The following is a 19268-nucleotide window of genomic DNA, read 5'->3' as shown; positions in this document are numbered from 1 at the left end:
ATTTTAGCACATACGTTCGCTTTTGGGAAGAAAAAAACGCCCTTCCGGCTGCGGGTTATATGGAGGCAATCTGAAACGTTAACGTTTGTTTCTTTTTGTGAAGCCAGCCGACATGTCAGCGACTGTCGGACGACTGAACAACCTCGCTTCGAAGGATCCATTTATTGGTCTCCGAAGCTTCACTTCGTTATAGAAGCGGAAGACTTCTTTCGAGATGAAGGTTAAAACTGAAAGGCGAACTGTTTAAACGGCCAGTAGCGAAAGTCCACCTTGCCGACAATTTGGTTGATTTTGACAAATCCAAAATGGCGGCTGTCCCAGCTGCTAAGCCGGTTGTCGCCAAGAACGAAAATGCAGCCGGGAGGCACCCGTGTTTTCCCGGTCACCTCCTCAAGTGTAAAATCCCCGGTCAGCCTGCCGTCAAGCAGCTTTTGTTTATACGGGCGCAAATACGGTTCGTCAACTTTTTTTCCGTTGACATACAAGATGTCATTTTTGTACGCGATCCGATCGCCAGGCAGGCCGATAACCCGCTTGACGTAATCTTCCTTTTTGTTGGCGTGAAAAACGATAATGTCGAACCGGCGAATAGGCCCGATGTCGTAGGAAAGCTTATTGACGATCAACAAATTGCCGCTCTCTAGCGTCGGCATCATCGATTTTCCTTCCACCACGTAATTGCTGAACACGAACAACCGAAGCGTGGCGACAACGCAAACGGCAACAAACCATGGCCATCGGCGGCCTCGTTTTTCTTTTTGCTTCGTCACTCCCCGCCCTCCTCGCCGCCTTGTTCTTCCGTCAACGAAAATCGCGCTTCCACCCGTTTTCCGGCGTACCAAAGCAACAGAACGACTGCGGCGATCATCGCCGTGCGCAGCGGCTGACGGATGAGCGCCTTCAAGTCATAGCCGATAAAACTGATGGTAAACACCATGATCATCTTTCCTAGCAGCACCGCCAATACAAACTGCTGGCGGCTGATGCGCGACAGTCCGGCAACAATATTGACAAGCGCCGATGGGGTGAACGGAAAGCAATACAACAAAAACAGCGGACCAAATCCGTGTCGCTCAATCCAATGCATAAACTGCCGCACTTTCGGGTGGCGGCGGATAAAGTGAAAAAAACGCTTCTGCCCCACTTTCCGCGTCAGCCAAAACACGATGAGCGAGCCAAGTGAAGCGCCTAGCCAAGAGATCAGAAACCCTTTCCATAGTCCAAACGCCGCTGCGTTCGCCATCACGAAGACGAACATGGGCAAAATGGGAAAAAACGACTCAAGCAACGTCGCTGCGATGCCGGGAAGCACGCCGAAAGAGCGGTATTGTTCGAGCAGGGAAAGGATGCTGTCGAGCGTGAACCATTGTTTGATTGTTTCCATATCCATGTCTATTCCCCATTCAAATGCCGTTTATATCTTTATTTTACACGTCCAGGCGCCTAATTTGAACTCATCTTTAGGAAAAACCATTTTTATCAATTTGTTCAGCTAACTCTGTTTTTCTTGCTGCATGCGAAATATGTATTGGAGTTTGCGCTCCCTCGCTTCCATCCGCTCGGATAATTTCGTTCGAAGTTGAGCCGTTCGGTATAACTGGTTGATGAACGATTTGCAGGAAACATCGAGGGATATGCTTTTTCCGTTGCGGAAATAAACGATGGTCCGCTCATATTTGGCAGGCTCATACCGATAGACGTGCATGTGCGAGAGCCAAACGCAGCGGGAGTCACGCGGAGAGGCGGTTGGAAATACGTAAATTTCATTGGACGGTTCAATGGCGATCGGCGCTTTATGAGTGATGCCAATGACGGCTTTCGTTCCTTCTTTCCTTCCTTGAAAGCTGCTTCCGTAGTAATCGCAACTATGTTTAATAATGTCAATCGGCGTTTGTTTGATGATATATTCGCCGTCCTCTTCAATGACTTTCGCATACACATCGCTGTTTAAAAAGTATGGGAGAACCGCCATCGTATAACGGCTTACGATGAATTGTTCCAATACAATGAATTCATTGACTTTCATCCGTTCGTCTCCTCCCTTAATCAACTCGCTCACTACTCCTATCATACCATCAGTAGTTATTTTTTTCTATATTTTGCAAAAAATCTAATAAAAAAACCCATGACAATCGTCATGGGTGTTCTAGGAGTTTTCGAACGTTTGGCCGATTTCTTTGGACGCTAAATATTCATTCGCCTGTTCCAACGCGGTATGCTCGCCGACCGAGTCGCCAGCATACGTCTCTTCATTCATCGACCATTGCTCAACATGAAGATCCGTACTGACGCGAAACTCGGCAGGCATCAGCTCCGGCAGATCGCCTTGATTCTTTTCCATTACATCGCCTCCTTGTACTCCATAGGATGCGTCATTTTTTTCCTTATTATGCGATGGAAGCAAGGAGGCTCTTCGTCTCAAACAAAAAACGCCCGGCCAAGCCGGGCGTCTCTTTGCTGGTGATCGGCATTAGATGGCTGTAAACTGTTCTTCTTCGGTCGATCCTTTCAAAGCGACTGTTGACGATTGGCCGCCGGAGATCACTTGGGCGACTTCGTCGAAATAGCCCGTGCCGACTTCGCGCTGATGGCGCGTCGCCGTGTATCCGTACTTCTCGGCGGCAAATTCCGCTTGCTGCAGCTCGGCGTACGCCGCCATGCCGCGTTCTTTGTAGCCGCGCGCCAGTTCGAACATGCTGTAATTGAGCGCATGGAAGCCAGCCAAAGTGACAAATTGGAACTTGTATCCCATTTTGCCGAGCTCTTGCTGGAATTTGGCGATCGTTTCATCGTCCAATTTTTTCTTCCAGTTGAACGACGGCGAGCAGTTGTACGCCAGCAGCTTGCCGGGGAATTTCTCATGGATCGCTTCGGCAAACCGGCGCGCCTCATCCAAATTCGGCTCGCTCGTCTCACACCAAATGAGGTCGGCATACGGCGCATAGGCAAGCCCGCGGGCGATCGCTTGATCCAAACCGGCTCTTGTGCGATAGAAGCCTTCCGGTGTCCGTTCTCCAGTGATAAACGCTTGATCGCGCGGGTCGATGTCGCTTGTGATCAAGTCAGCAGCGTTCGCGTCGGTGCGTGCGATGAGCACCGTCGGAACCCCCATGACATCGGCGGCCAACCGCGCCGCAATCAAGTTGCGAATCGCCGTTTGCGTCGGCAAAAGCACTTTGCCGCCTAAATGGCCGCATTTTTTCTCCGATGACAGCTGGTCTTCAAAATGGACGCCAGCCGCTCCGGCTTCAATCATTGCCTTCATGAGCTCAAAGACGTTCAGTTGGCCTCCGAACCCCGCCTCAGCGTCAGCGACGATCGGCACAAAGTAGTCCACGTCCCCGCTGCCTTCTAAGTATTGAATTTGATCCGCGCGCTGCAACGCTTGATTGATTCGCTTGACGACATGCGGAACGCTGTTGGACGGATACAGGCTTTGGTCCGGATACATCTGTCCGGCGAGGTTGGCGTCGGCCGCCACTTGCCAGCCGCTTAAATAAATCGCCTTCAAGCCTGCTTTCACTTGCTGCACCGCCTGATTTCCGGTCAGCGCGCCAAGGGCCGCGACGTAATCCTCTGTATGAAGCAGCTTCCATAATTTTTCCGCCCCGCGTCGAGCGAGCGTATACTCGATGTCAAGCGAGCCGCGCAGTTTAATGACATCCTCAGCGCTGTACGGACGAACGATCCCTTTCCAGCGCTCCTCATTTTTCCAACTTTCTTCTAATTGCCGGACACGTTCAGCAAATGACGCCATTTTTCCTTCCCCCATCTCTCTTTGTTATATTACATTGTTTTTATTTACGTTTTTATTATATAACAGAAAAACGAAAGTGCAAGCCTTTTTTTGAAACTTTTTTTAATTAGGAAAATAGTCGCATATTGTTCATAAACATCGCGATTTTTTCGCTAATTTTTTTGATATGATCATATTGAGGAGTGATGAATGGTGAAAAAATGGTATACGTTAGCTGCCTCTCTTGTCATCATCGGCATCAGCGTCGGCATCCTGTACTTTGCTGTCTACCAGCCATCAACGATGCGGCTTCCAAATGACGTGACGATGGAAACAGCATGGGGAAAATCATACGAGTTTGGCGACCTTCCGCCGAAAGTGAGGCTTGTCGAGTTTATTTATACAAACTGTCCGGATGTTTGTCCGAATACGACAGCGCAAATGGCAAAACTGCGCGATCGCCTAAAACAAGCCGGGGTATTTGGAAGCAAGGTGGAATTCATCACGATCACGATCGACCCGGCGCGCGATACGAATGAAAAGCTGCAGACATATGCCAATGCGTTTGGAGTCATGAGCGACGGACAAGGTTGGGTGTTTTTGCGCGGCAGTGAAGCGGACACGAAAAAAGTAGCGGACGCCTTCCACTTTCAATACCGCGACCCGGGCAACGGCATGATCGTACACACGACGCTCGCCTACTTGCTTGGCCGCAACGGTCGTGTCGTCAAACAAATCGGCATGGGGACATCTCGATTTCATGTCGATGAGGTATACGAGGCGATTATGGAGGAATTGTCATAACCATGCAGCAAGTTTGCATACCTGTCGCAAAAGGAAAAGAGGAAGCGATGTCCGCTTCCCTTTTTAAACAAATAACGAATACAGGCTGAGCGCTGCAACCGCCGCAAGCACGACGATCATGACGTTGGCCCCAAGCCAAGCTGTGATGACGGCCGCCGCAAAACCGATGACACCGAACCAAAAATCATCTTGGATGAAAAAAACGTCAGGAATAATGAGCGCCCCGAGCACCGCATACGGCACATTTTTCAGCACTCCTTGCCAAAACGACGGCAGCTCGACGCCGCCGAGCAACACAAACGGCAACAGGCGCGGCAAATACGTCACGACCCCCATGCCGATGATCATCCATACGATTGTGCTATTCACCGCCGTTTCCCCCTTCCTTCGTCAGCCATTGAACGATGATGACCGACAACAATGTAGCCAAAACGATCGACCAGCCTTTCGACAAGTGAAGAGCAAACGTGCCGATCGAGTTGAATAAAGCCGACAGCCCCGCCAGCCAGACGATTTTCCGCTGCTTTTTCAACGCTGGAACGAGCAGGCCGATAAACATGGCATACAAGGCAATGGACATACTTTCTTGCAAACTTTCCGGCAAACCGGCCCCAGCGGCATAACCAATGCCCGAGTTGACGACCCAACTGCCATACGCCATGGCAATGAGCCCAAACATATACGAGGCGTTGATCGTTCCTTCTTTCATCGCCGCCACCGAAAACGTTTCATCTGTAATGCCAAAGGCGTACAACGCTTTTTTCCAAAGCGCGTCCGGCTCAGCCTTTTCATTAAGGGACGCCGACATTAAAAAATGGCGAATGTTTAATATGAATGTCGTCAACACGATTTCAAACACCCCAGTGCCAGCGGTAAGCAGACTTAACGCGATATATTGCGAGGCGCCGGCGAAGACGACGATGCTCATGAGCACAGTCTCGGCGAACGTCAGTCCGGTTGTTTTGGCGAGCAGCCCAAACGCCAGCGCGATCGGCATATAGCCGATGGCGATCGCTACTCCTGCTTGCAGCCCTTGGCGAAACGGCGCCATCTTGCCGGCTGCCCATGTCGTTTCCATCCATTCATCCCCTCCATTTGACTAGATTGATAACTTTATTATCTAAAAATTCCTTTCGTTTCGCAACCCGAACGTCCATCCATTGTTTCTGCTCACGCCAAACACGAGACAAACGCAGAGAGAGGCCAATCTATGATATAATCAAACTGATTCATGATTGATGGCAACAGAAAAGGAGTGCACGTCCATGTCAGTGAAACCGTATGTATTAACCGACCGCGGCATTTTCCGTTATGAACAAGTCACGTACCCGATGGAAGAGCGCGGCTTGCAATTTGGCGACGGCGTCTACGAAGTCGTCCGCTTATATAACGGGATATACGTTTGGCTTCGCGAGCATCTTGACCGGCTGTACCGTTCAGCGGCCGCCATTCGCCTATCCGTTCCGTTTGGCTGCGAAGAGCTCATCGAACAGCTTGAGGAGCTTCGCCGCCTCAACGATGTGCAGGAAGATGCGATTTTGTATTTGCAAATGACGCGCGGCAGCTTCCCGCGCAACCATGCGTTTCCGGCGGAAAACCGGCCGAACTTGTACGCCTACATCCAGCCGATGGCGCGGAAAACCGAGGAAATGACACATGGGGTGCGCACGATTTTGACGAAAGATGTCCGCTGGGAATACTGTTACATTAAAAGCTTGAACTTATTGCCCAACGTATTGGCTAAACAAGAAGCGGTTGAGCGCGGAGCGTTTGAAGCGATTTTGCATCGCGACGGCGTCGTAACCGAAGGCAGCTCGTCAAACATTTTCCTTGTCAAAAATGAAACGGTGTACACCCATCCGGCCACCGCACGGATTTTAAACGGCATCGTCCGCACGAAAGTGAAGCAGTTTTGCGCTGAGCTTGGCATTCCATTTGTCGAAGAAGCGTTTTCCACCAACGACCTTGCGGAGGCGGACGAACTGTTTTTAACGAGCACGACGTCAGCGATTATCCCGATTATTCAAGTCGACGAAACGGTGATCCGAAGCGGCGCGCCAGGGGCGGTGACGAAGGCGCTGCAAGCCGCCTACCGACAAGCGACGCAGCGAGAAACCCAAAATATCTGACCGGCCGGCCGAACAGAAGAGGTGTCCCCTAGCCAAAGAAGGACACCTCATTTCGTTTATGAGCTGAGCACGGCGCGGTCGCTCGCAAACTGGCTGCCGCGGATGCGTTGGAATGCCTCAAGCAGCCGCTCGACCGTCAGCTCCTCTTTCTCCTTTCCTTCTGCGGCAAAAATGATTTGCCCGCCATCCATCATGATCAACCGGTTGCCAAGGCGAATCGCCTGCTCCATGTTGTGCGTCACCATGAGCGTCGTCAGGCGGTGCTGCTCAACAATTTGCTTCGTCAACTCCGTGACCAACTCCGCCCGCGCCGGATCAAGGGCGGCGGTATGTTCATCGAGCAACAGCACATCCGGTTTTGTAAACGTCGCCATCAACAAGGAAAGCGCCTGCCGCTCCCCGCCGGAAAGAAGTCCGACTTTGGCGGCGAGCCGGTCTTCAAGCCCTAAATGAAGCGTTCGCAACGTTTCCCGAAACCACTCGCGCTTTTGCTTCGTGACGCCAAGACTTAACGTGCGCCGCTTCGTCCGGTTGTAGGCGAGCGCCAAATTTTCCTCAATCGTCATATGCGGGGCGGTGCCGGCCATCGGGTCTTGAAAGACGCGGCCGATGTAGCGGGCGCGCGCATGCTCCTTGAGCGCGGTTACATCGCAGCCGTTGATCCACACTTCGCCGGTATCAGGAGACAGCCGTCCGGAAATGATGTTCATGAGCGTAGACTTGCCGGCGCCGTTGCTGCCGATGACGGTGACGAAATCGCCGGGGGCAAGCGTCAGATCAATGCCGCGCAAAGCGATTTTCTCGTCAGCCGTTCCTTCGTTAAACACTTTTGTAATTCGTTTCAGCTCCAGCAACGGTTTCCCCCCTCTCCAACTGCCGCACCCTCCGCTTTTTCCGCTGCCGTTCTTTTTGCGCCGCCAACGTGTTGGGCACGACGAGCGCCAGCATGACAATGAGCGCGGTAATCAATTTCACATCGCCCGTCTCCAAAAACTCGACGCGCAAAGCGAGCGCCAAAATAAGACGGTAGACGATGGCGCCGCCGATGACCGCCCACGTCGCGCGTGCGACCGAACGGGCGCCAAACAACGCCTCCCCGATGATGACGGAAGCGAGCCCAATGACGATCATCCCGATTCCCATCCCGACGTCGCTGAATCCGCCATACTGGGCGACGAGCGCTCCGGAAAGCGCCACGAGCGCGTTCGACAGCCCAAGGCCAAACACGATCAACCAATCGGTGTTGGCGGAAAAGCTCGCCACCATCGGCTTGTTGTCTCCAGTTGCCCGCAAGGCGATCCCCACTTCTGTTTTCAGCAGCCAATCCAACAGCCCTTTGACCATTAGCGCGACAATCGCCATTGACACAAGCACCGCCCATGTCCGCGGCGCAAAACCGGTGAAGGAAACGAGTCGGTTGAGCGCCGCATCCAATCCGGCTTGCCGCCAGGCGGCTGTGATTTTTGTGATGACCGTTTCCTGCTGCAACAGCGGAACGTTCGATTTGCCCATAATGCGCAAATTGACCGAATACAAAGCGATCATCATTAAAATGCCGGATAACAGTGGATTGATTTTCCCTTTCGTATGCAAAAGCCCAGTCAACACCCCGGCGGCAAAGCCGGCCAAAAGCGCCGCGGCTGAGGCGGCAAACGGATTGGCTCCATTGACAATCAGCACGGCGGCGACGGACGCGCCGGTGACGAAGCTGCCGTCAACCGTCAGATCGGGAAAATCCAAAATGCGAAACGATAAATAGACGCCGAGCGCCATCACGGCGTAAATCAAGCCGGCTTCGACGGAACTGAACATCGCTGTCCACACAACTTTTCACCTACCTTTTCGGAAACACACCAAAGGCGCATGTGACACGTTGAGTGCCAAAACGCACTTTTCCCTACTTTTTTGGCCCCCCTCCTTCATCGAAGGAGGGACGGCCGCTTATTCAATATATTCCGCAATGGAATCCCATTCCGGATTGAGCTTGATGCCCATTTCTTGCGCTGCTTTTTTGTTGATGACAAGCTTCAATTTTTGTGGATATTGCACCGGCAAATCGGCTGGCTTTTTGCCGTCTTGCAAAATTTGCGCCGCCATTTCCCCCGCTTCGTAGCCGATGTCATAATAGTCGAACCCGTACGCCGCAAAACCGCCGCGCTTGACGGAATCCAGTTCACCAACAAAAAGCGGAATGTCGTGTTCATTCGCCACCTGGATCACCGACTCGAGCGCCGAGACGACCGTGTTGTCGGTGATGATGTACAGACAATCGACTTTGCCGACGAGCGACTCGGTCGCCTGCTTCACCTCTGCTGATGTCGATACTGATGCAGGAACGATTTGCAAGTCCGTTCCTTGCATCGCCTTTTTCACCTGTTCGATTTGAGCGACTGAGTTTTGTTCGCCGGCGTTATATACCATGCCGACACGGTTGCCTTTGATATATTTGTCAATAAACTGCACCGTTTTCGGAATGGCCTCCGGGTGCGTATCGGTCGTTCCCGTCACATTGCCGCCCGGTTTTTCCATTGATTGGACAAGCTGTGCGCCGACTGGGTCAGTCACCGAAGTGAACACGATTGGAATGTCTTTTGTCGCATTGAGCGCCGCCTGCGCGCTTGGCGTTGAGTTGGCAAAAATCAAGTCGACGCCGTCCGAAACAAAATTATTGGCGATCGTTTGGTTGTTGCTTTGGTCGCCTTGGGCGATTTGCACGTCATACTCAACGGACAGCCCTTTGTCTTTTAACGCCTGCTGGAATCCCTTGCGCGCCGCATCGAGCGATGGATGCTCGACAATTTGCGTCACGCCGATTTTGTACGTCTTTTCTTTCCCGCTCTTCCCGCCGCTTCCCTGGCTGCTTCCCGTCTCTTTCGCGCCGCCGCAGCCGCCAAGCAACAAAAAGCCGGCTGCACACACCGCGGCGAACCGCCGAATCGATTGGCCCATGATCCCATCCCCCTATGTAGAGAAGTTTAGTCCTTTTAAACTTTTATGTGTTAAATTATATAAATTTATCTACTTGTTTTCAATATACTATTCAAAAAAAAGAAAAGGTGCTGAAAATTCAGCACCATCAAGCATGGGAAGACGCGAGCCGCTCTTTTAACGCTCTTCGCAAAATTTTTCCTGTCGCATTTTTCGGCAGCTCGTCCAAAAAGTCAATCGCGCTCGGCACTTTATATTTTGCCAACCGCTCACGGCAGTAAGCAATGAGCTCTGCTTCCGTCAACTCCGGATTTTTCGCGACGACATACGCCCGCACCGCCTCTCCGTAATCCGGGTCCGGCACGCCGATCACCGCGGCTTCAACGACATCCGGATGGCTGTACAGCACTTCTTCGACTTCGCGTGGATACACGTTGTAGCCGCCGACGATAATCATCTCTTTCTTTCGGTCGACGATGTAGAAATAGCCGTCCTCGTCCATGCGCGCCAAATCACCGGTGTGCAGCCAGCCGTCGCGCAAGGCGGCCGAGGTCTCTTCAGGCATTTTGTAGTACCCTTTCATGACGTTCGGCCCGCGAACGACAAGCTCGCCAACTTCGCCGACGGGCACTTCTTCTCCGTATTCGTTGACGACCTTATTTTCAACGTTTTTAATGTTCGTTCCAATCGAACCAGGCTTGCGCGGCCGATCGAGCGGATTAAAGCAGGTGACAGGGGACGCCTCCGAAAGCCCATATCCTTCCGAAATGATGACGTTGAACTTTTTCTCAAAGTTTTCAAGCAAAGCGACCGGCATTGAAGCGCCTCCTGAGATGCAAAGGCGGAGCGTCCGCAAATCGTCCGCGCTTCCACCTTCGTACTGATAAAGGAAATTGTACATCGTCGGCACGCCGGCAAAAATCGTCGCTTTTTCCTCTCGGGCCAGCTGAAACAACTTTGCTGGGCTGAACTTTGGCATGATGAGCACCGTTCCGCCGTTCATCAGCGGGGCATTGAGCGCCACGGTCAAGCAAAAGACATGAAACATCGGCAACGCGGCGATGACGCGATCGTTTTCATTGATGCCTAAATAATCAGCCGTATCTTGCGCATTGCTGTATATGTTTTTATGAGTGAGCATCGCCCCTTTCGGCTTGCCGGTCGTCCCCGATGTGTACAAAATGACGGCGACATCGTCATCACCCAGTTCAGGTCCGGTAAAGTCCGGGCTGCCGTCCGCCAACACTTCTGCAAACGATTTCATCCCTTCCGACAGCGAAACACCTTTCTCCTTCCCTTCCGGCGTTTCACAAACGATCGCATGCTCGAGCAGCGGAAGCCGCTTCTTCGCCTCCACAAACAACGGAGCGAGCAAGTCGAGGCCGATCACCGCCTTGACGTCGCCGTTGTGCAAAATATAAGAAATTTCCTCGGGCGTGTAAATGGGATTGATCGGAATGACGGTCGCCCCAAGCCGCAACGCCCCGTACAAGCCGATGACAAACTGCGGCGAGTTGCCAAGCAACAAGGCGATATGGTCGCCTCGGCGAACGCCAAGCCGCGCCAACCCGTCGGCAAATCGGGAAATGGCTTCGTCCAATTGTTGATACGTGCACCGCTCTTTCATGAACACATACGCTTCCTTGTCCGGCAACTGCTTAGCGATTTGCGCCAACCGCGTCGTTACGTTCATATACGCTCCTCCCCCAAAATGAATGAATGACCATTCATTTTATAAGTAAAAAAATTCGAACTATATTTATTATAAAAAAAAGAACAGCAAAGGGCAAGGGAAAGCGTTTCCTTTGCTGTTCTCTCTTATTTTGGCCTATTGCGCCCATATTAGGCCGGTGTGGGCGAGGCGGATGACACCGCGGAACGTCCGGCCAGCCTCCTCAACCAGCTGCTCGTGCCGGCCAACGTGTGGCAAATGCGTCAACCATAATTCTCCGACACGTGCTCCCTCCGCGATGGCCGCCGCCTCCTCGCTCGTCATATGCCCAGCCGGCGCCGCGTTTTGCCCAGCGTAAAAGTTGCACTCGCAAATGAGCAAGTCGGCTCCTTTGGCAAACGGAAGAAACTCCGGTATATAGCTTGAATCGGCCGTATAAACAACCGTCTTGCCGCCGGCAGTAATGCGCATCGCGTAGCATGGCACCGGATGGACTGTTTTCATAAATGTGATCGAAAACGGCCCGACAGCCAGCGTCCCATTCGGGTCATAGGCAATTCCTTCCGTAATGCCGCTGTGCGTCAAGCGGGAAAACGCCGCCTCGTCTTCCACATGGCCGTAAATCGGCAAGACGGGAAGGTCAGCTCCCAAATTTTTATGAATGAGACGCGCGTATTGGAGCGGGCCGATGTCGGCGATATGGTCGTAATGATAATGGGAGATGATGACCGCATCTAAGTTTTCCACAGCCGTATAGTTTTGCAGCTTGGCAAGCGCCCCGCTGCCGCAATCAACGAGCAGGCAAAATCCATCATGCTCGAACAAATACGCCGATGTCGCTTCATTGGCGGCAGGGAATCCTCCCCAATAGCCGATGACCGTCACTTTCATTTTCGGTTCTCTCCTTCCATTCGTTTTGTCTTCATCATACACAACCGCGCCTATTTTTTCATCTTTGTTGATTTTTGTTTTAAAACACCTATTGACATTTTGTTGTGTGTTATAATACAATAAAATTACCAAGACAACGGAGGGGATCGGAATGTTGATGAAAGTGTTGGAATTTTTCAGAAACTTACCGCCAAAAAAATGTCTGCACTGCGGCAAAGAGATTGACGAGCAGCATGAATGCTACGGCAACACGTGCTCTGATTGCCTTGGCGCCGCTTACCGCCAATAGGTGAGCGGACGCTGCCCTTGCGTCACGTTCGCCGGCTGCCCCGCCGGCGTTTGGCTGTTCCCCAATGCAGCCTGCCTTTTCTCTTGACTGCCTCCAGCTAAGAGGCATTTTTTTTTGCCAATCTCAGGGGCGCCATCACACACAACGTTCTAATGGCGGCCCATCCGCAAAAAGCAATCCCTCGTCCTAGAAAATGGTTTTAATTCCATCTGTTGTTTGATTCCGATATTGGCCAATGCAAAAAGGCGTCCCAATCTTTTTAGGACGCCTTCGAGACGGCATGGTTCAATCATCACGTTTGAGCCGCTGTTTCCGTCCATACCGCATAACGGCGGCGATACCGAAGGAGAAAATACACGAGCGTCGCCAAGGCAAAGACCGCGGCTGTCGCAAGCAATATCGCAGCTTCCTTCCACATGACCAAGAAATCGCCGCTTGAAATGACTGCTCGCAACCCACGGATCGCATGGGTCATCGGCAGCCACGGATGAAGCGACTGCAACGCACCCGGAACGAGCTCAATCGGATACGTGCCGGCGCTTCCAACTAGCTGGGCAATCAATAGCAAAATGGCAAGAAACCGGCCTGGGTTGTCAAACACGGTGACAAGGAATTGAACAATCATCATAAACGTTATGCTGATGATCCAAGTGAACAAATGCCAAGCAAATTCGGGCGGAGCACGATGGCCCGCATCTCTTTTCGCAGCATATGGCGCTCCCTCCTTTGTACAGATGACCAAATTGTCCGCATGGTCAATTTCCAACAAAAAAAGAGGATCATCTATCTCGACAATCCTTGCAAAAAATAGAGCGTAAACAATTCAGCAATTTGTTCTTTTGTCAACGGTTCATGATCTTTTTCCCAATCGACGATCAAGGCGATGTACGTCTTGAGCATCAAAAATGCCGTAATTTCCGAATTGCACGGACGAATCTCCCCTTTTTCCACCGCCGCATCAATTTTTTGCCGAATGAACTCGACCATTGCCCGGTCCAGTTTGGCAAGCACTTCTTGCACCGCCGCCGTACCGATATTGCGCACTTCTTGAAGCAGCTTCGCCGTCAGCTGATGGCGCTGGCGAAATTCCAAAATGCGGTACAAGGCGCGGTGGACGTTTTCGGAAAACGGCAGTGACGAGTCCATCGCCAGCTCCGCTTCCGCCTTGATTTCCATAATCAATCCGGAGACGATTTCATCAAGCAGTTCCTCTTTGCTTTTAAAAAACGTATAGATCGTCCCCTTGCCGACGTTGGCGAGCTTGGCGATCTGCTCCATCGTCGTCGCCTTGTAGCCAAAGGCAGCAAACGATTGGGCCGCCGCTTCGATGATTTGCCGTTTGCGGTCGCTTGCCATACTCCTCATCCTTCAAATTGACTAAATGAACAATTTGGTCAACCCGTATCCATTATACTATCAAACAACATGGATGTAAAGGGCCGTCGCATTGGGGACGGAATTTCTTCCTGCTCCCTCATCCTTTCCAAGCAAATGGGTAGAAGCGCCGTTGAAGCTTCTCCCACGTTCTTTTCACATCCCTTTTGCAGCGGAAACCACTTCCACGAGCCAAAAGAGACAAACAGCCATCCGCTTCTTTTCGCTTCAACCGGCTGGCGGCCGCACCGACGTCCAAATGTGAGCGGCGAACGGACCAGGGCGTTGGAAAACCGTCGATTAACGGACGCTGCTGTACAGATCGGACGTCTGTTGAACTGGCGCTTGCTGCAAATACAGAAGCACGTCACGCACCGCTTTTTCGCCTTGGTCAATGCAATCCGGCAATCCGAGCCCTTCGTATGAGCTGCCGGCCAAAAACACCCCCGGCAGCGCATCGCCCATCTGCCGTTTAATGTGCGCCAGCCGCTCGCGGTGCCCGACCGTGTATTGCGGCATGGCCCGCTTCCAGCGCGAGATGACGGCGAACTCCGGTTGGCCGGCAATATTCATCACTTTATTTAAATCATCCAATACAACGCGGACGATCTCATCATCAGGTTGGTCGACGATCTCCTCATCGCCCGGGCGCCCGACGTAGCAGCGCAAGAGCGCCTTGCCAGGCGGCGCGGTGTGCGGCCATTTTTTATGCGTCCATGTGCACGCTGTCATCGTGTAATCGCTGCGGCGCGAAACGACAAACCCGGTGCCGTCAATGTCTTGGCGGATCGCCTCCTCCGGAAATGCGAGCGCCACCGTCGCCACCGACGTCAGCGGCACTGAACGGAACGGGGCGAAAAACGGATAGTCAGCGAACATGTCGGGCACAACATGATGCGGCGTTGTCACGATGATGCCGTCTGCCCCCCACACCTCTCCTGTGCTCAGTTGCAGCCGATACGCCGAATCGGTGCGAACGATCCGCTCGACACGCACCCCTTTGATAACGCTGCCCGGCTCAAGCCGTTTTTCCACTTCATCAACGAGCGACTGCAAGCCCGTTTTTAACGTCTGGAACGCCCCTTTCCGCTCTTTTTGCTCTTTCGGCGTCGTTCGTCTCGCTCCACGGACAAGGCTTCCGTATTTTTGCTCAAGCTGAAAAAACTGTGGAAACGTCGCCATTAGGCTCATCTCATCAATGTCGCCGGCGTAAATGCCGGAAAGCAGCGGTTCAATGAGATTGTCCACCACCTCATCGCCGAGGCGGCGGCGGAAGAAGCGGCCAAGCGGCATATCACCATCGACTTTCACCGGCGGCAGCACAAAGTCAAGCGCCGCCCGCAGCTTGCCGGCCGGGGAAAACAGTCCGGTCGTTAAAAACGGGGCGATGCGCGTCGGAATGCCCATCACCGCTCCGCCCGGAATTGGATAGAGTTTGCCGTTGACCAAAATGTACGATGTTCCGGTCGCGTTATGAACGATCTCATGTTCAAGGCCGACTTCCTTCACAAGGCGAAACGCGCTCGTTTTCCGCGCCAAAAACGAGTCTGGACCGCGTTCAATGACAAAACCGTCGCGGACGACCGTCTGCACTTTTCCGCCGAGCCGGTGCGTCGCCTCGACAAGTTTGCATGTAAGTGGGAGGCGTTGCTCTCGAATCGCTTTTTGCAAGTAGTAAGCAGCCGTCAAGCCGGTAATGCCGCCGCCAATGATGACGACCGTCCGTTGCCCTTCATTCATGTCGATCGCCTTCTTCCGCCCACCGCTTTAACACAACCGACGCCAATGCATCAATAAACAATGGATTCGTGTTGGGCATCTCCGGTCGGTAATAGCGGGCGCCGATCTCTTCCGTCACCTGTTTGCACTCAATGTCGTTGTCATACAACACTTCCAAATGGTCGGCGACAAAACCGACCGGCGCGTAAACGAACGACGTATAGCCGCGCTCTTCGTAAAGCTGGCGCGTCAAGTCTTGCACGTCCGGCCCAAGCCATGGTTCCGGCGTCTGACCGGCGCTTTGCCAGCCGACGGCATAGTGGGCGACGCCGGCTTGATCAGCAATTCGTTTCGCTGTATCTTCGAGCTGCGTTGGATACGGGTCACCGGCTTGAATAATTTTTTCCGGCAAACTATGTGCGGATACGATCAGCACAGCTCGCTCCCGCTCACGTTCCGGCATGGCGGCAAAAATCGCCCGCACTTGTTCTGCCCAATATTGCAAAAACTTCGGCTCGTCATACCATTGATCAATCGTGTAAATGGTCGGTCCGCCGAGCTTTTTTGCTGCCGCTTTCGCCCGCTCATTGTACGAGCGAATGCTGAATGTGGAATAATGAGGGGCTAGGACGATCCCAACCGCTTCTTTGATGCCGTCATCATGCATGCGCTCGACGGCATCCTCAATGAACGGCTCAATATGTTTGAGCCCTAAATACATGCGAAACTCGACTTCATCTTGCACTTCGTTCAGCCGCTCCTCGAGCCGTTTCGCCTGCTCTTCCGTAATTTTCGCAAGCGGCGACAACCCGCCGATCGCCCGGTAGCGCGCTTTTAAATCCTCGATTTGTTCTTGCGGCGGCTTGCGCCCATGGCGAATGTGCGTATAATACCGTTCAATATCATCTTCCCGGTACGGCGTTCCGTACGCCATCACGAGCAGCCCCGCTGTTTTTTTCACCATTGTGCCACCCCCTCGTTTAGTTCGTTGACGTATATTCGTGGATAAAAGCGGTCAGACGCTTCAGTGTCGCCGGCTGAACATCCGGAAAAATGCCGTGGCCTAAGTTGAAGATGTAGCCCGGCCGTTCCATCCCTTCGTCCAAAATGCGCTTCACCCGTTCTTCGATCACGTCCCACGGCGCAAGAAGCACCGCCGGATCCAAGTTGCCTTGAATCGCTTTCGCAATGCCTTGGCGGCGCGCTTCGCGAATCGAAAGCCGCCAGTCAAGGCCGATGACATCAAGCGGCAAATCGTTCCACTCATGCACTAAGTGGCTGGCGCCGACGCCAAACATAATGAGCGGAGCCCCTTCTTCCCGCAAAGCGGCAAAAATGCGCGCCATCGCCGGCTTGATAAACGTCCGGTAATCGTCAGCACTAACGGCGCCAACCCAAGAATCAAAAATTTGCACAGCGCTTGCCCCTGCCCGAATTTGCGCCCGCACATAACGGATCGTCATCTCAGCGAGCTTGTCCATTAAGGCGAACCACGCTTTCGGTTCAGCATACATGAACGCTTTCGTCTTATGATAATTTTTTGACGGACCGCCTTCAATCATGTAGCTCGCCAACGTAAACGGCGCCCCGGCAAACCCGATGAGCGGCACATCCAACTGTTCGTTGACAAGGAGCCGAATCGTTTCAAACACATACGGCACATCATGTTCTGGATCAATCTCCCCAAGCCGCTCGACGTCTTGAAGCGAGCGAATCGGATTTGCGATCACCGGCCCGATGCCGCCCTGAATCTCGACGTTCACGCCAATGGCCGGCAGCGGTGTCATAATGTCTTTATATAAAATGGCGGCATCGACGCCATATTGCTCAACGGGAAGTCTGGTGACGTACGCGCAAAGCTCCGGTTGATGCGTAATTTCAAACAGCGAATATTTTTCTTTCAGCGCCCGATACTCCGGCTGCGACCGTCCGGCTTGCCGCATATACCAAACCGGCACGTACGATGTTTGTTCGCCGCGGCAGGCGCGCAAAAATGTATCATTGATCTGTCTAGCCATCTCCATCCGCCTTTCTTTCCTCACAATCCCGTCAATGGTTTCGCCTTTTCTTGCCTTCAAACATTGCCTATCTCCTTTTCACTATACAGCTTTCCGTACCCAATGTATAGAGAAGAAGGCGAACTGTCAAAAAATCGACCGATTTTTAAGTCCATGCCCATTATAGCAAAAAAGCTGCCCCGGCCGCACGGGACAGCTTTCTGTTCAGATGAGAAACATGGCGACAACGGTCGTAACCACCAAGCCGACAGCAACAGGAATGAGGTTGCGGCGCGCCAGCTCAAACGGGTCAACTCCGCAGATCGCTGCGGCTGGAATGAGCGCCCACGGAACGAGCGTGCCGCCGCCGACCCAAATGGCGGCGATTTGGCCGAGCGCCGTCAACGTTGCCGTTCCGCCGCCGATCGCTACAGAAAACAAATGAGCGATCGAACCGGCGAGCGAGATGCCGGAAAACCCGGAGCCGTCAAGACCAGTAATCGCCCCGACGATCGTGAGCGTAACCGCCCCCACCTCATTGTTCAGCGGCACCGCATGAGCCAAGGCAACCCCTAAATCGTTGACGATGCCTTGCGATGCCTGTGGCAAATAGTCGCCGATGATTTTCACAAACCCCGCATCGCCAAGATAGAAAAACGCGGCGATCGGAATAACAGGGCCGAACACTTTAAACCCGAACTGAAACCCTTCAATAAAGTAATTTGTCACTTCCGCAAAACTTTCTTGCCGATGGGCGAGAACGGAGATGAGAATCAAAATGAAAATCGCTGTCCCACCAACCAAGGCGGTCGCTTCCCCGCCTTGCAACCGCAAATAAAACATCGCGATGACATCAAGGGCGAACAAAATCGGAATCAACAGCGCAAGCCATTTTTTCGTTTGTCCCGTCAGTAAATGACTTGTTTTTTCCAGCGTCGAATCGACCGTTGCAGCCATTTCCGCCTCCCCGCTTGCCAGTCGCCCTCGCTTCATGTCACGGCGCAGCAAGTAAAACGCCGTGACCGTTGTGACGGCCCCCATTACAAAAACAAGCGGCACACTGGCAGCGATGACATCGCCGACCGGCAGCCCGGCGGCATCGGCCGTTAATTTCGGCGCCCCTTGGATGATAAAATCGCCGGAAAGCGCGATGCCATGCCCGAACAAGTTCATCGCCATCGCCACTCCCAACGCCGGCAAGCCCACTCGGACCGCTGCCGGCAACAGAACTGCCCCCATGAGAGCAACAGCCGGAGACGGCCAGAAAAACCAAGAAATGATCATCATCAAAATTCCGATCGTCCAATACGCCCAAGCCGGCGTACGGATGAAACGGACAAACGGCGAAACCATGACATCATTGATGCCGGTGGCCGACAACACTTTGCTCATCGCCACAATAATAGAGATGACTAAAATCGTCGGCAATAGCTCCGTAATCGCGTAAATAAAGCTGTTAAACACTCCGCTGACCGCCGCGCTCAACGAATGGGTAGCGACCGCCGCCAATAAAAAGATGCCGGCAATGCAAATGAGCGATGTATCTTTGCGGGCGACCATAAACCCAATAATGAGCACGATGAACAGCAAGTAAATCCAGTGCAGCGCTACAAGCTCTACACCCATGAATCATTCCCCTTTCTTCCCAACTTCCAGCCCGACCCGCTGGACATGCGCCCAGGCCGGTGTACTACAGCATATGAAGCGGGAAAAAAGGTGTGAAAGCTTC

Annotated in this window: 21 protein-coding genes; 3 read left to right on the top strand and 18 right to left on the bottom strand. The window is 52.8% G+C overall.

Annotation, left to right across the window (positions count from 1 at the left end; translation table 11 throughout):
* Window positions 1–221: 221 nt before the first annotated feature.
* From lepB to aceA, 5 genes are all read right to left on the bottom strand, one after another.
* Window positions 222–770 carry a signal peptidase I gene (lepB, locus tag ABS784_RS06570; RefSeq protein WP_011230183.1) on the bottom strand — a complete coding sequence of 183 codons (549 nt, stop codon included), beginning with the start codon at window positions 768–770 and terminating at the stop codon, window positions 222–224.
* The gene (locus tag ABS784_RS06565) at window positions 767–1390 is read right to left on the bottom strand and encodes a TVP38/TMEM64 family protein (protein WP_352511835.1); all 624 of its coding nucleotides are present in this window, start codon (window positions 1388–1390) and stop codon (window positions 767–769) included. The genes lepB and ABS784_RS06565 overlap by 4 nt, the downstream gene beginning before the upstream one ends.
* Before the next feature lie 102 nt (window positions 1391–1492).
* Entirely contained in the window at window positions 1493–2026 is a 534-nt protein-coding gene (locus ABS784_RS06560; protein WP_014195018.1) for a competence protein ComK, read from the bottom strand.
* A 120-nt stretch (window positions 2027–2146) separates the two neighbouring features.
* Window positions 2147–2341: a hypothetical protein gene (locus tag ABS784_RS06555; protein ID WP_011230180.1), complete on the bottom strand. Its 195-nt coding sequence runs from the start codon at window positions 2339–2341 to the stop codon at window positions 2147–2149.
* A gap of 129 nt (window positions 2342–2470) precedes the next feature.
* Window positions 2471–3757 carry an isocitrate lyase gene (gene aceA, locus ABS784_RS06550; protein WP_011230179.1) on the bottom strand — a complete coding sequence of 429 codons (1287 nt, stop codon included), beginning with the start codon at window positions 3755–3757 and terminating at the stop codon, window positions 2471–2473.
* Window positions 3758–3949: 192 nt separating this feature from the next.
* On the opposite strand from aceA, the gene ABS784_RS06545 reads away from it, so the two are divergent.
* Window positions 3950–4540 carry an SCO family protein gene (locus tag ABS784_RS06545; protein WP_011230178.1) on the top strand — a complete coding sequence of 197 codons (591 nt, stop codon included), beginning with the start codon at window positions 3950–3952 and terminating at the stop codon, window positions 4538–4540.
* A 63-nt stretch (window positions 4541–4603) separates the two neighbouring features.
* Here ABS784_RS06545 and ABS784_RS06540 read toward each other — a convergent pair whose 3' ends face one another.
* Together ABS784_RS06540 and ABS784_RS06535 are read right to left on the bottom strand one after the other, a co-directional pair.
* Window positions 4604–4909: an AzlD domain-containing protein gene (locus tag ABS784_RS06540; RefSeq protein WP_011230177.1), complete on the bottom strand. Its 306-nt coding sequence runs from the start codon at window positions 4907–4909 to the stop codon at window positions 4604–4606.
* The gene (locus ABS784_RS06535) at window positions 4902–5618 is read right to left on the bottom strand and encodes an AzlC family ABC transporter permease (protein WP_352511832.1); all 717 of its coding nucleotides are present in this window, start codon (window positions 5616–5618) and stop codon (window positions 4902–4904) included. The genes ABS784_RS06540 and ABS784_RS06535 overlap by 8 nt, the downstream gene beginning before the upstream one ends.
* 187 nt (window positions 5619–5805) lie before the next feature.
* On the opposite strand from ABS784_RS06535, the gene dat reads away from it, so the two are divergent.
* A complete protein-coding gene (gene dat / locus ABS784_RS06530; RefSeq protein ID WP_011230175.1) occupies window positions 5806–6669 on the top strand; it encodes a D-amino-acid transaminase in 864 nt (287 codons plus the stop codon).
* Window positions 6670–6725: 56 nt separating this feature from the next.
* Here dat and ABS784_RS06525 read toward each other — a convergent pair whose 3' ends face one another.
* The 5 genes from ABS784_RS06525 to ABS784_RS06505 form a co-directional block, all read right to left on the bottom strand.
* Window positions 6726–7523 (bottom strand): ABC transporter ATP-binding protein, encoded by a 798-nt coding sequence (locus ABS784_RS06525; RefSeq protein WP_011230174.1) that lies wholly within the window; start codon window positions 7521–7523, stop codon window positions 6726–6728.
* Window positions 7489–8481, bottom strand: coding sequence for an ABC transporter permease (locus ABS784_RS06520; protein ID WP_011230173.1), 993 nt, complete (start codon window positions 8479–8481; stop codon window positions 7489–7491). Before ABS784_RS06520 ends, ABS784_RS06525 begins: the two co-directional genes overlap by 35 nt.
* A gap of 129 nt (window positions 8482–8610) precedes the next feature.
* Window positions 8611–9618 (bottom strand): ABC transporter substrate-binding protein, encoded by a 1008-nt coding sequence (locus ABS784_RS06515; RefSeq protein WP_011230172.1) that lies wholly within the window; start codon window positions 9616–9618, stop codon window positions 8611–8613.
* Between the two features lie 127 nt (window positions 9619–9745).
* The gene (locus tag ABS784_RS06510) at window positions 9746–11290 is read right to left on the bottom strand and encodes a fatty acid--CoA ligase family protein (protein ID WP_014195010.1); all 1545 of its coding nucleotides are present in this window, start codon (window positions 11288–11290) and stop codon (window positions 9746–9748) included.
* Window positions 11291–11425: 135 nt separating this feature from the next.
* Window positions 11426–12160 (bottom strand): MBL fold metallo-hydrolase, encoded by a 735-nt coding sequence (locus tag ABS784_RS06505; protein ID WP_011230170.1) that lies wholly within the window; start codon window positions 12158–12160, stop codon window positions 11426–11428.
* A 151-nt stretch (window positions 12161–12311) separates the two neighbouring features.
* Here ABS784_RS06505 and yhfH point away from each other — a divergent pair, with 151 nt between their 5' ends.
* Window positions 12312–12449 (top strand): protein YhfH, encoded by a 138-nt coding sequence (gene yhfH / locus ABS784_RS06500; protein WP_011230169.1) that lies wholly within the window; start codon window positions 12312–12314, stop codon window positions 12447–12449.
* A 292-nt stretch (window positions 12450–12741) separates the two neighbouring features.
* On the opposite strand, the gene ABS784_RS06495 is transcribed toward yhfH, so the two are convergent.
* From ABS784_RS06495 to ABS784_RS06470, 6 genes are all read right to left on the bottom strand, one after another.
* Entirely contained in the window at window positions 12742–13077 is a 336-nt protein-coding gene (locus ABS784_RS06495; RefSeq protein WP_231847806.1) for a YhgE/Pip family protein, read from the bottom strand.
* 155 nt (window positions 13078–13232) lie between these two features.
* Complete coding sequence (locus ABS784_RS06490; protein WP_011230167.1) at window positions 13233–13805, bottom strand: TetR/AcrR family transcriptional regulator; 573 nt, start codon at window positions 13803–13805, stop codon at window positions 13233–13235.
* A gap of 318 nt (window positions 13806–14123) precedes the next feature.
* Window positions 14124–15563 carry a protoporphyrinogen oxidase gene (gene hemY / locus ABS784_RS06485; RefSeq protein ID WP_352511828.1) on the bottom strand — a complete coding sequence of 480 codons (1440 nt, stop codon included), beginning with the start codon at window positions 15561–15563 and terminating at the stop codon, window positions 14124–14126.
* Window positions 15556–16506 carry a ferrochelatase gene (hemH, locus tag ABS784_RS06480; RefSeq protein WP_011230165.1) on the bottom strand — a complete coding sequence of 317 codons (951 nt, stop codon included), beginning with the start codon at window positions 16504–16506 and terminating at the stop codon, window positions 15556–15558. Before hemH ends, hemY begins: the two co-directional genes overlap by 8 nt.
* A gap of 16 nt (window positions 16507–16522) precedes the next feature.
* Window positions 16523–17560 (bottom strand): uroporphyrinogen decarboxylase, encoded by a 1038-nt coding sequence (gene hemE / locus ABS784_RS06475; protein WP_025038854.1) that lies wholly within the window; start codon window positions 17558–17560, stop codon window positions 16523–16525.
* Window positions 17561–17764: 204 nt separating this feature from the next.
* Window positions 17765–19165, bottom strand: a complete 1401-nt coding sequence (locus ABS784_RS06470) for a hypothetical protein (protein WP_020278960.1) — start codon at window positions 19163–19165, stop codon at window positions 17765–17767.
* Between the last annotated feature and the right edge of the window lie 103 nt (window positions 19166–19268).

The organism is Geobacillus sp. G4, from assembly GCF_040327975.1.
GTDB lineage: Bacteria > Bacillota > Bacilli > Bacillales > Anoxybacillaceae > Geobacillus > Geobacillus thermoleovorans.
This window is presented reverse-complemented; position numbering and strand designations above follow the sequence as displayed.